General features: G+C 50.4%; 6 protein-coding genes and 1 pseudogene. 2 read left to right on the top strand and 5 right to left on the bottom strand.

Annotated elements, in window-relative coordinates:
• Positions 1–229: 229 nt before the first annotated feature.
• The 5 genes and pseudogenes from NQ012_RS03600 to NQ012_RS03580 all read right to left on the bottom strand — a co-directional run bounded on the left by NQ012_RS03600 (position 230) and on the right by NQ012_RS03580 (position 8,221).
• Positions 230–2,935, bottom strand: coding sequence for an NB-ARC domain-containing protein (locus NQ012_RS03600; protein WP_257066206.1), 2,706 nt, complete (start codon positions 2,933–2,935; stop codon positions 230–232).
• 15 nt (positions 2,936–2,950) lie between these two features.
• Positions 2,951–5,833, bottom strand: a complete 2,883-nt coding sequence (gene uvrA, locus NQ012_RS03595; protein WP_373566628.1) for an excinuclease ABC subunit UvrA — start codon at positions 5,831–5,833, stop codon at positions 2,951–2,953.
• A 3-nt stretch (positions 5,834–5,836) separates the two neighbouring features.
• Positions 5,837–5,992: pseudogene (locus NQ012_RS03590) on the bottom strand (lipoprotein signal peptidase).
• A 111-nt stretch (positions 5,993–6,103) separates the two neighbouring features.
• On the bottom strand, positions 6,104–7,018 hold the full coding sequence (gene cysD, locus NQ012_RS03585; RefSeq protein ID WP_257066204.1) for a sulfate adenylyltransferase subunit CysD: 915 nt from the start codon (positions 7,016–7,018) through the stop codon (positions 6,104–6,106).
• Between the two features lie 150 nt (positions 7,019–7,168).
• Positions 7,169–8,221 carry a sulfate ABC transporter substrate-binding protein gene (locus NQ012_RS03580; RefSeq protein WP_257066203.1) on the bottom strand — a complete coding sequence of 351 codons (1,053 nt, stop codon included), beginning with the start codon at positions 8,219–8,221 and terminating at the stop codon, positions 7,169–7,171.
• Positions 8,222–8,350: 129 nt separating this feature from the next.
• Here NQ012_RS03580 and NQ012_RS03575 point away from each other — a divergent pair, with 129 nt between their 5' ends.
• Together NQ012_RS03575 and NQ012_RS03570 are read left to right on the top strand one after the other, a co-directional pair.
• Positions 8,351–8,614 (top strand): hypothetical protein, encoded by a 264-nt coding sequence (locus tag NQ012_RS03575; RefSeq protein ID WP_257066202.1) that lies wholly within the window; start codon positions 8,351–8,353, stop codon positions 8,612–8,614.
• Between the two features lie 17 nt (positions 8,615–8,631).
• Positions 8,632–10,425, top strand: coding sequence for an assimilatory sulfite reductase (NADPH) flavoprotein subunit (locus NQ012_RS03570; RefSeq protein WP_257066201.1), 1,794 nt, complete (start codon positions 8,632–8,634; stop codon positions 10,423–10,425).
• The last annotated feature ends 185 nt before the right edge of the window (positions 10,426–10,610 follow it).

Below are 10,610 nucleotides of genomic sequence, written 5' to 3'. Positions count from 1 at the left end.
CATAGTTTTGAATACTCATCATAAACCTTCCTTGCATTCGGTTGTGTTGTCGTGCAACTGTTCGGTTGTGGTGATGGTTGGTTATCTGCTCGTTTGGCTAAGACACGGATGTTAAAAAATCCCAGGGTGCGTACAGAGGCAGATAACCTGTTTGGTTGCTATGGTACATCGGTTTCAACATACAAGGGTGTGTGGCGCAGCCACGCACGCGGTGGACGGATTATGCAGGCTACGCTTGCTGTTTGCTCTTACGTTGGTAATTTTTATAATTCCATTCTTCGATTTTCTTTTGGGTATAGTTTACTTTTCTATCAAATTGAGCATAAAAATTCCCAGGTGTGTTATCTCTCATGAAGGTAGCAACAGTTTTAGCGAGATCCATTTTACTTAACCTAATTAATACATCAATATAGTTATATAAGCCGGTGATAATATTTTGTTTTGCAGAGCTTTTGAAAGAATCAAAATCAATCTTTTGATTCTGCACATTTAGCCAAATATGGAAAAATTGTTTTTCTAGTCTGTGACATTCTTGCCGTAATTTTTTTCTTTCCAAGAGATATTCAGTTTCTGAGAGTGTCTTTTCTTCTTTCCTATCTTTTAATTCATCTAAAGCATCAATGACATTAATACAGCTATATTGCATTAGTAATCCATTGAGATCTAAAATTTCCTCATCCTCATGGAGTGATTTAATCAGATTTGATTTATTTGATAACGTCATTAAAATAAAATCACTTAATATCTTTACCGCATTTTCTTTGTCCTCTGTCTTTCCATTAGCCCAGCTAAATTGAGCATATAACCGCGTAAAATTTAAATTAGTATGAAAATTGCTTATATCATTGAAAAAATGTTTGTAATTACTAATCTGTCTTAGTGCCTCATCTTTTTTCTTTAGGCTAGCTAGATAGTTAGCCAGCATACTAATAGCTTGATATTTGATTTCAATAGAACTATTTATTCTCTCTAGAACGCGATGATATGCCTCAATAACTTCTAGCTCGGGCTTTGATAATCTACAAGCATTAGCAGTCTCTAGTAAGGCTTGATCAATATTAGTCTCTGGATTGTTGATCTGTTCATTTCTTTCTAACCATATCTCCCTAAATTTTTCATCAAACTGGGAAAAATAGTTGCTCATTTTTTGGTAAATTTCGGGAGAGTATACTTCAAATATTTTTTCTTCCTCATCTAGTTTTATAATTTTTAGTTTAATTAATTCATTAACGGCATTATAAAATCCAGTATTATCGAATTCCATATTTAAAATAAACTGCGCTTTATGGAGGATGTTTGATAGATTATTAGTGGTAACTAATAAACTAATAATAGCAAAAAGTTCTTTTGCCTGATTAGATAGATAATCAAAAATTCGGCCGAATAGAAAATCAACAGCCTTACTATCTGATTTAATATCAAATTTTAAGGCTACATCTATACCTCGTGCCGCAATTATATAAGCTAATTGCATTATAAAAATAGGACGACCACTAGTAATTGAATGGATAGTCTCTACTTTATTTTCTAATTCGTTAAGCATATTGATAGGTATCAAATTTTCATTTTTAATGATGTGTTTTAAAAATTCAATAGTGTCACTTTTATTTAATTCATTGGTTTGAAACTCCTCACCAATTTTGATATTTGCAGAGCGTGTTGTAATAACAACCTTGTGATGGTTGATATTAAGCTTAGTAATTAAATTATTTATTTTTGACTTATCCTCTTTGGAAAAACTTTCATAATCATCAATAACTAATAGAATTTTTTGTTGGAAATTGATGAACTCTTTTTCAATTTCGGATGCATTCGATAATGAGGTATCAAATATCAAATTATTTATAGAAGTCAGCAAATCATGATAATCGACTACCCTATCTGTAATGTCATTAACATCCCCAGTATGGATATTATAAATTCGGTCTTTTGCGGATAAGAAAATTACATAGTCAAAAAACTTTCTTTCACAATTTGAAAAATCATCGCAAACACTTTGGATTGTTGCGGTTTTTCCTACTCCCCCATGTCCCCATAAAATAGCAGCAACAGAGGATTTTCCATCTTTCAAAAAGGTTATTAATTTATTTTTTACTCCAATATCTATATATTTTTTATAGTTATTATTGTAAATATTTCTAATTGTCCCATTTTGTGTTTTGATTCTTCTGCCATCATTTTGTATTTGTAATGTTTCAAATTCAGGCCATTCTAAGCTAAGTCGACCAGTTTCAAATATTTTATTATAAGTAACTTTTCCAACTAGTTTTTCACTAATTTTTGAAAAGCAGAATACAGAAGATGAGTCGGGAAGTAGGTGAATAAAAGGTGATACACGGAAAAAATTATTAGATGGAGATGCTTCTAAATCATTTGAAATGTAAACGTTACCTACTTCCATTGATAAATTCCGAATGCTTTTTTTAATTATTTTAAAAGGTTCTTCATCTCCATTAGGAGAAAATTTAATGCCATAATAATAATCATTGTCCAGTTTAATCACCGTATAGAATGACCATAAATTTGTAATGAAAAAACCTTGGGATTTTTCAATATTTTCATAAAGAAAATTCAGTTTTTTATGTATATTTTCGTATTTGTTAGAAAATGTATAGCCGTGTCCTATAAGTTGATTGCGATACTCAGGATAATCATTGAAGCTTTTGGAAACTTCTTTCGAGAGAATTTCTTTTTCTGTGTCAAGAACTCTAATTATTTGGACGATAGAGCCAATAGTAGGGTTCAAGATTTGATTGAAAACTTTTTCTTTCTTTTGTTCATCTAAATCAGATATATTTTTATTCCATAAGTAGCCTAGTGCTAAGAATAATAAATATTCCATTCTTACTTGAGAGTAGATATTTAGCTCGGAAATTTGCTCTTGCATAGAAAAAATATTTAGTTTCTGATTAATTTTTTTAAGAATAAAGTCCATGAAATTTCCTTTATATTAAGCATTGATTAAATTTAATGTATTCTTCAAATACTTTCCCGTATAACTCCCCTTAACCTTTACCACTTCTTCTGGCGAACCTTTGGCAATAATCCGCCCGCCGCCATCACCGCCTTCCGGCCCCAAGTCCACAATATAATCCGCTGTTTTAATCACGTCCAGATTATGCTCGATAATCACAATCGAATTACCTTTGCCTTTCAGACGGCCTATTACTTCTAACAACAAAGCAATATCGGCAAAGTGCAGGCCGGTGGTCGGCTCGTCGAGAATATATAAGGTGCGGCCGGTGTCGCGTTTGGAGAGTTCGAGGGCGAGTTTGACGCGTTGGGCTTCGCCGCCGGAGAGGGTGGTGGCGGATTGGCCGAGGCGGATGTAGCCGAGGCCGACGTCCATCAGGGTTTGCAGTTTGCGCGATACGGTGGGCACGGCGTCGAAGAATTGGCGGGCTTCTTCTACGGTCATATCCAGCACTTGGCTGATGTTTTTGCCTTTGTATTGCACCTCCAGCGTTTCGCGGTTGTAGCGTTTGCCGTGGCAGACTTCGCAGGGTACATACACGTCGGGCAGGAAGTGCATTTCTACTTTGATTACGCCGTCACCCTGGCAGGCTTCGCAGCGGCCGCCTTTGACGTTGAACGAGAAGCGGCCGACGTTGTAGCCGCGCTCGCGCGAGAGCGGCACGCCGGCGAACAGGTCGCGGATGGGGGTGAACAGGCCGGTGTAGGTGGCGGGGTTGGAGCGCGGGGTGCGGCCGATGGGGGATTGGTCGACGTTGATCACTTTGTCGAGGTGGTCGAGGCCGGTAATGTCGTCGTAGGGGGCGGGTTCTTCGTGGGCGCGGTTCAGCTCGCGGGCGGTGATTTTGGCGAGCGTGTCGTTAATCAGGGTGGATTTGCCGCTGCCGGATACGCCGGTGATGCAGGTAATCAAGCCCAGCGGCAGCTCGAGGGTAACGTTTTTGAGGTTGTTGCCGCGCGCGCCTTTTAACACCAGCATTCTTTCGGGGTTGACGGGCGTTCTAACAGAGGGCACTTCGATTTTCTTTTTGCCGCTTAAGTATTGACCGGTAACGGATTGTTTGCAGGCGGCGACTTTGGCGGGGGTGTCGGCCACCAGCACGGTGCCGCCGTGTTCGCCGGCGCCGGGGCCCATATCGATGACGAAATCGGCTTCGCGGATGGCGTCTTCGTCGTGTTCGACCACAATCACGCTGTTGCCCAAGTCGCGCAGGCGTTTGAGGGTGGCCAGCAGGCGGTCGTTGTCGCGCTGGTGCAGGCCGATGGAGGGTTCGTCGAGCACATACATCACGCCGGTTAGGCCGCTGCCGATTTGGCTGGCGAGCCGGATGCGCTGGGCTTCGCCGCCGGAGAGGGTTTCGGCGGAGCGGGCGAGGTTGAGGTAGTCGAGGCCGACGTTAATCAGAAAGCCCAAGCGCTCGGTGATTTCTTTGAGGATTTTTTCGGCAATCTGTTTTTTGTTGCCTTCCAAATCGAGTTGTTCAAAGAATTCGTGGGTTTTGGTGAGCGGCCAGGCGGAAAGCTCGTGCAGCGGCTGTTTGCCCACATAAACATAGCGCGCTTCTTTGCGCAGGCGTGCGCCGCCGCAGCTCGGGCAGGCTTTGTGGCTTTGGTATTGCAGCAGTTCTTCGCGCACGGTGGCGGAATCGGTTTCGCGGAAGCGGCGTTCGAGGTTGGGGATAATGCCTTCGAAAGCGTGGCTACGGTTGAAGGTGGTGCCTTTTTCGGAAAGGTAGCGGAAGTCGATCACTTCTTTGCCCGAGCCGTGCAGCACCACTTTTTTCACTTTTTCAGACAGGCTTTCAAACGGGGCGTCGACATCAAAACCGTAATGCGCGGCCAGCGACTGAATCATCTGGAAATAAAACTGGTTGCGTTTGTCCCAGCCTTTGATGGCACCGGCGGCCAGCGACAATTCGGGGTGCAGCACCACGCGCTCGGGGTCGAAAAAATTCATATTGCCCAAGCCGTCGCAGGTGGGGCAGGCGCCGACGGGGTTGTTGAAGGAAAACAGGCGCGGTTCCAGCTCGGGCAGGCTGTATGAGCAGACGGGGCAGGCGAATTGGGCGGAAAACCAGTGTTCTTCGCCGCTGTCCATTTCCAAGGCCAGCGCGCGCTCGCCGCCGTGGCGCAGGGCGGTTTCGAAGCTTTCGGCCAAGCGTTGTTTGATGTCGGCTTTCACTTTTACGCGATCAATCACCACGTCGATATTGTGTTTGATGTTTTTTTCCAGCTTCGGCACTTCGTCGAGCTGGTAGACTTCGCCGTCCACGCGCACGCGGGCAAAGCCCTGCGCCTGCAAGTCGGCGAAAAATTCAACGAATTCGCCTTTGCGCTCGCGCACGGCGGGGGCGAGAATCATCACGCGGCTGTCTTCCGGAAGTTTCAACACGGCATCCACCATCTGCGACACGGTTTGGCTCGCCAAAGGCAGGTTGTGCTCGGGGCAATAAGGCGTGCCGACGCGGGCATACAAGAGGCGCAAATAGTCGTGGATTTCGGTTACGGTGCCGACGGTGGAGCGCGGGTTGTGGCTGGTGGATTTCTGCTCGATGGAAATGGCGGGCGACAGCCCCTCGATCAAATCCACATCGGGCTTGTCCATCATCTGCAAAAACTGGCGCGCATAGGCGGAAAGGCTTTCCACATAGCGGCGCTGGCCTTCGGCATAAAGGGTGTCGAAGGCCAGGCTCGATTTGCCGCTGCCCGACAGGCCGGTTACCACCACGAGTTTGTGGCGGGGGATGTCGAGGTCGATGTTTTTCAAGTTGTGGGTGCGGGCGCCGCGGATGCGGATGGTGTCGTTGTTGCTCATGTCTGCTTGAGGCCGTCTGAAAAATGGAACTGCGTATTGTAGCATTTTTCAAAGAAAATCGCGGGGTTGAGACCTTTGCAAAACCCCCAGATGTGGATGCAGTTCAAGGCGTAGCAGCACAGCGAGCGCAGACATAACATGAAGTTAGGCAAGCGGGTGAGCAGCACGCAACGCGGAAATGCGCCGCAGATGGGGGTTTTGCAAAGGTCTCAGGTTGGGTGACGGGCGCGGCGAAAGGGAAAGGCCGTCTGAAAAAATGTTTTCAGACGGCCTGCTGTTTGGAAAAGTTATATCGGCATATTCTTTAATCCGCTGTTAAAAATATCCTTGTTTTTTGCGCTCCTCCATCGCCGCTTCTGAAACGCGGTCGTCCATGCGGGTGGCGCTGCGTTCGGAAATGGTGGCGGCGGCGGTTTCGGCGATGATTTCTTCGGCGTTGGCGGCGGTGCTGGCCACGGGGCAGGTGCACGAAATGTCGCCGACGGTGCGGAAGCGCACGCTGCGGATTTCGGAAACGTCGCCTTCGCGCTTGGGCGTGAGCGGGGTAACGGGCACCAAGAGGCCGCCGCGCTCTACCACTTCGCGCCGGTGGGCGTAGTAAATCGGCGGCAGCGCGAGGTTTTCGCGGGCAATGTATTGCCAGATGTCAAGCTCGGTCCAGTTGGAAATCGGGAACACGCGCATGTTTTCGCCGGGGAACAGGCGGGTGTTGTAGAGCGACCATAATTCGGGGCGCTGGTTTTTCGGGTCCCATTGGCCGAATTCGTCGCGGAACGAGAATATGCGCTCTTTGGCGCGGGCTTTTTCTTCGTCGCGGCGCGCGCCGCCCATCAGCGCGTCGAAGCCTTGTTCTTCGATGGTTTCCACCAGTGTGATGGCTTGGGCGGCGTTGCGCGAATCGGTTTCGCGGCGCAGCACCACCGTGCCGCGTTTGATGGAGTCTTCAACGTGGCCCACTACCAGTTGCACGCCGGTGCGCGCTACGGTTTGGTCGCGGAACTCAATCACTTCGGGGTAGTTGTGGCCGGTGTCGACGTGCAGCAGTTTGAACGGCAGTTTCAGCGGGCGGCCTTCGATTTTGAAGGCTTTTACTGCCAGCGCCAGCAACACCACGGAATCTTTGCCGCCCGAAAACAGCAGCGCGGGGTTTTTGGCTTCGGCGATCACTTCGCGGATGATGTAGATGGATTCGGCTTCCAGCCAGTCGAGGTGGTGGTTTTGGATAGACATGTTGTTCTCTTGTGCGGAATACGGATTTTCAGGCGCCACTTTAATCAGGCCGTCTGAAAAAGGGAAAGAATGGTTGGTTTTAATTTAAGATGTTTTCGTTATAACAGGCCGTCTGAAAGCTTTTCAGACGGCCTGTTTGCATAAAAGCAATTATTGCTGCGGCTTGTAAATCTGGTCGAACAGCGCGCCGTCGGCGAAGAAGCGTTGGTGCGCCTGATGCCAGCCGCCGAACGCATCGTTGATTTTCACCAAATCGAGCGCGGGGAAGCGGTCTTTGAATTCGGCCTGGATTTTCGGGTTCGACGGGCGGTAGAAATATTTGGCAATCATGCGCTGCGAATCTTCGGTGTAGAGCTGTTTCAGGTATTCGGTGGCCACTTCGCGCGTGCCGCGTGCATCGGCCACGCTGTCGACCACGGCCACCGAAGGCTCGCACAGCATGGAAATGGAGGGGGTAACGATTTCAAACTGGTCGGGCGATTCCTGCACGGCCAGGTAGGCTTCGTTTTCCCACGCCAACAGCACGTCGCCGAGGTTGCGCTGGGTGAACGAGATGGTGGAGGCGCGGGCGCCGGGGTCCATCACGGGCACGCGCTTGAAAAGTTCGGCCACAAACTGCTTGGCGGTTTCGTCGGTGGCGTTGGGCTGTTTGGCGGCGTAGGCCCAGGCGGCAAGGAAGTTCCAGCGTGCGCCGCCCGAGGTTTTGGGGTTGGGGGTAATCACCTGAACATCGCCTTTTACCAAGTCGCCCCAGTCTTTAATGTTTTTGGGGTTGCCCTTGCGCACCAGAAACACGATGGTGGAGGTGTAGGGCGTGCTGTTGTCGGGCAGGGCTTTCTGCCAGTTTGGGTTGATCAGCTTTTTGCCGCCGTTGTTGAGCGAATCGATGTCGCCTGCCAGCGCAAGGGTAACCACGTCGGCTTTCAGGCCGTTTTGCACCATCAGCGACTGTTTGCCCGAGCCGCCGTTAGACTGCTTGATTTCAAGCTCTTGGCCGGTTTTCTGCTTCCAATGCTGCTGGAAGGCAGCGTTGTATTCGCGGTAAAGCTCGCGGGTAGGGTCGTAGGATACGTTTAAGATGCTGATTTTAGACGCACCGCCGCCGCCGGAAGAGGCGGCCGACGATTCGGCTCCGCCGTTGCCGCCGCAGGCGGCCAAGGCGAGGGCGAGGGGCAGGGCGGCTAATAGTGATTTGATCTTCATGGTGCTTGATTCCGGGTTGATAGTTTTGGTTTGCGCAATATAACCATTCGCCCGTGCCGCACGAAATACCGTTTTTTCATGTGTTTATAACCAAAACCGCACCAAGCGCCGATATAACGAAAACGCATTTTGTTAAAACAAACCATTCTTTCCTTTTTTCAGACGGCCTGTTTAAAGTGTGGCGGCTTAGGGCGTGCCGCCGGAAAGATTGCGGCGGTATTTTTGGTTAAAACCCGCATCTGCGGCGTTAAAACTGCTCGCAAGATGTTCAATCTTGCTGCGCTTTTTGCCTTGCATCTGCGGATTTTTCCTCAAAAAACCGTTTCGCAAGTTTTCTGCCGATACGCCCTAAAAAACCGCCGCTCACTTTTTCGCAGCGGCATCAAACAATAAAAAAAGGAAACCTTTGCATGAGCCAAGCCAATCCGCTGCCCCCTGAACTTCCCGCCCAGTTAGCCGCACTTTCGCCCACCCAATTGGCGTGGCTGTCGGGTTATTGTTGGGCGCAAAGCCAGCAGGGCAACGCCGTTCAAGCGGCCTTTGCCGGCCAGGCAGAAGCCGCCGCCGCACCTGCCGCCGCGCCGCGCCGCGTTACCGTGCTGTCGGCCTCGCAAACCGGCAACGCCCGCCGCGTGGCCGCCGATCTGCTGGTGAAACTCGAATCGGCGGGCATCAACGCGCGTTTGGTGGCGGCGGCCGATTTCAAGAGCAAAACGCTGCCCGAAGAAGATATTGTTTTGATGGTAACGTCCACCCAGGGCGAAGGCGAGCCGCCCGAAGAAGCTGTGCCGCTGTATAAACTGCTGTTCGGCAAAAAAGCCCCTGATTTGAGCAAATTGAGTTTCGCCGTGTTGGGCTTGGGCGATTCTTCTTATCCGAAATTCTGCCAGGCCGGTAAAGATTTCGACGGCAGGCTGGCCGAGCTGGGCGCCACCCGTTTGAGCGCGTTCGGCGAATGCGATTTGGACTTTCAAGCGCCGGCGAATGCGTGGATCGAAACCACCGTCGCCAAAGTGGCCGAATTGTGTGCGCAGGCCGCCGCACCGGTTTCAGACGGCCCCAAAGCCGCCGCCGCGCCCGCCGCACAGCTTTACGGCAAAGAGCAGCCTTTCACCGCCACGCTTTCCGTGCGCCAGAAAATCACCGCCCGCAATGCCGAAAAAGATGTGGAACACATCGAAATCGACTTAACCGGATCCGGCATCCGCTACCAAACCGGCGACGCGCTGGGCATCTGGCCGCTCAACGCACCCGGGCTGGTGGCGGAAATCCTGGCTTTGAACGGCTTGAACGGCAGCGAAACCGTGGTGCTGGCCGACGGCAGCGAAACCGATATTCGGACGGCCTTGACCGAACATGCCGACATCACCCAAAACACCCCCGCATTCGTGCAGCAGTATGCCGTTTTGAGCGGCAGCGAAGAATTGCAGCGCACGGTTGAAAACCCAGAAGCGCTCGACACCTATCTTGCCGCCACGCCGCCCGTGGGCGTGTTGGCCGCGTTTGCGCACCCGCTCGACGCGCAAACCCTGTTCGGCCTGTTCCGCGCCCAAACCCCGCGCCTGTATTCCATCGCCTCGGCGCAAGACGAAGTGGGCGACGAAGTGCACCTTACCGTGGGCATGGTGCGTTACGAACACCACGGCAACACCTACACCGGCGCCGCCTCGGGCTTTATCGGCGCGCAGCTTGAAGAAGGCGGCAGCGTGCGCGTGTTTGTCGAACCCAACCCGCATTTCCGCCTGCCCGAAAACGGCGACACGCCCGTGATTATGATAGGCGCAGGCACCGGCATCGCCCCGTTCCGCGCCTTTATGCAGCAGCGCGAAGCCGACGGCAGCGGCGGCAAAAACTGGCTGGTGTTCGGCAACCAGCGCTTTACCGACGATTTCCTCTATCAGGCCGAATGGCTGCAATACCGCAAATCCGGCCTGCTCACCCGAGCCGATCTGGCGTGGAGCAGGCAGGGCAGGGAAAAAGTATATGTGCAGCACAAGCTGGCCGAAAACGCCGCCGAAGTGTGGGCCTGGCTGCAACAGGGCGCGCATATTTATGTGTGCGGCGACGCCACCCGCATGGCGCGCGACGTGGAAAACACGCTCTTGGACATCATCGCCGCACAAGGCAGACTCAGCCGCGACGATGCCGAAGATTATCTGAACGATTTGCGTGAAGAGAAACGCTACCAGCGCGATGTTTATTAACGGTGGCATAGTGTTTCAGACGGCCCGGGCAAAATCCGCTCAGGCCGTCTGAAATGCTTAACACCGTCATTCCCGCGTAGGCGGGAATCCAGAGGTAAACATTGAAGTATTGATTAAACAAACACTTGTATGCCGAGCACCTGGATTCCCGCCTACGCGGGAATGACGGAACAGGTTTTTGTAGG

The organism is Neisseria dentiae (assembly GCF_024580525.1).
Taxonomy (GTDB): domain Bacteria; phylum Pseudomonadota; class Gammaproteobacteria; order Burkholderiales; family Neisseriaceae; genus Neisseria; species Neisseria dentiae_A.
This window is presented reverse-complemented; position numbering and strand designations above follow the sequence as displayed.

Bases quoted from the DNA above. Each gene is read 5' to 3' on its own strand.
- NQ012_RS03600 (WP_257066206.1), bottom strand. From the start codon at position 2,935: ATGGACTTTATTCTTAAAAAAATTAATCAGAAACTAAATATTTTTTCT.
- uvrA (WP_373566628.1), bottom strand. From the start codon at position 5,833: ATGCTACAATACGCAGTTCCATTTTTCAGACGGCCTCAAGCAGACATG.
- cysD (WP_257066204.1), bottom strand. From the start codon at position 7,018: ATGTCTATCCAAAACCACCACCTCGACTGGCTGGAAGCCGAATCCATC.
- NQ012_RS03580 (WP_257066203.1), bottom strand. From the start codon at position 8,221: ATGAAGATCAAATCACTATTAGCCGCCCTGCCCCTCGCCCTCGCCTTG.
- NQ012_RS03570 (WP_257066201.1), top strand. From the start codon at position 8,632: ATGAGCCAAGCCAATCCGCTGCCCCCTGAACTTCCCGCCCAGTTAGCC.